Raw genomic sequence first — 1,043 nt, forward strand, 5'->3', positions numbered from 1 at the left:
TCACTGTCCAGAATCCTGGCAGAAGAAGTCAGTTCGATCATCTCGCTTAAACCGACACGCTCCCCTTCAATAAACGGAGTGATTCTGTATCTTCCTGGCGTAGCCCCCTTCAGAGTGGCGGTGTAAAAACCAGACTCATCGAGAATCACAGGGTCACCTTCAATCACTGGGCTCAGTGTAATTGCACCTTCAGCAGGTAAAGTGCCATCTTCATTCTCCACGACAAAAGAGACATCCTGCCCGGGAATCGAAGTGTCAAATTTATCTCTTACTTTGAGTTCGATTGTTGCAGACTCAGTATTGTTTGCCGTGATAGACGCTGGTGTCACTCTAAGGGCTGATTTCTCGACGTTCAGACCACTAGTTTTGAATGTAAACCATGCGCTTGCGCTTACGTTGCCATGATCGTAAGCCGTTGCCACAATTTGATAATCCCCAGGGCGATTAGCTTTTATTTTCGTTCTGGCACGACCATTTTCATCTGTTAGAACCTCGTTTTCCACAAATGTTATTGGTCGCGCATTCGAATTACCTTCGACCCAGAACGTCACCTTAACCCCCGCCACTGGATTAATATTACCATCATCAACGATAGCTTCTATTTCGTTTGTATCCTCTTCATCAGCCAGCGCGTTATTTTTGATAATGTTCACGGTACCCACACCTATGCCCCACTGAACGAAAGTAGTCGGTTTTGTAGTACTCTTACCATTTACCGTTGCAGTAACATTGTAAGTACCGAATTTACCGCTGGCCAACTCTGCGACAGCTTTCCCATCATCTCCGGTCGTGGTGATAATCGGGTAAAGATATAGCCTCGGTTCTTCCTCAACCGTAAACACTACATTTTCGCCCTCTAGCGGGTTGCCAGCTGCGTCGGTAACGATGACTGTTACTCGGTTTCTTTCCAGTCCGTTGGAGATGTTCCCATCAGGATCAATTATCATGTTTTCTTCCTTGATAATCGCATCGCTGATAAAGGTAGCAGGTTTAGTCACTTCGCTATTGTTAACTTTAGCTGTGACATTGAATACACCCTTTTG

1 protein-coding gene is annotated in these 1,043 nt (G+C 45.6%); it reads right to left on the reverse strand.

Annotated features, from left to right (window positions below; translation table 11 throughout):
* Positions 1-1,043: Ig-like domain-containing protein (locus tag ETG88_RS22095; RefSeq protein WP_164971839.1), on the reverse strand; the 1,043-nt coding region annotated here is incomplete at both ends.

The sequence above is a fragment of the Lelliottia nimipressuralis genome, from assembly GCF_004115925.1.
GTDB classification, from domain to species: domain Bacteria; phylum Pseudomonadota; class Gammaproteobacteria; order Enterobacterales; family Enterobacteriaceae; genus Enterobacter; species Enterobacter nimipressuralis.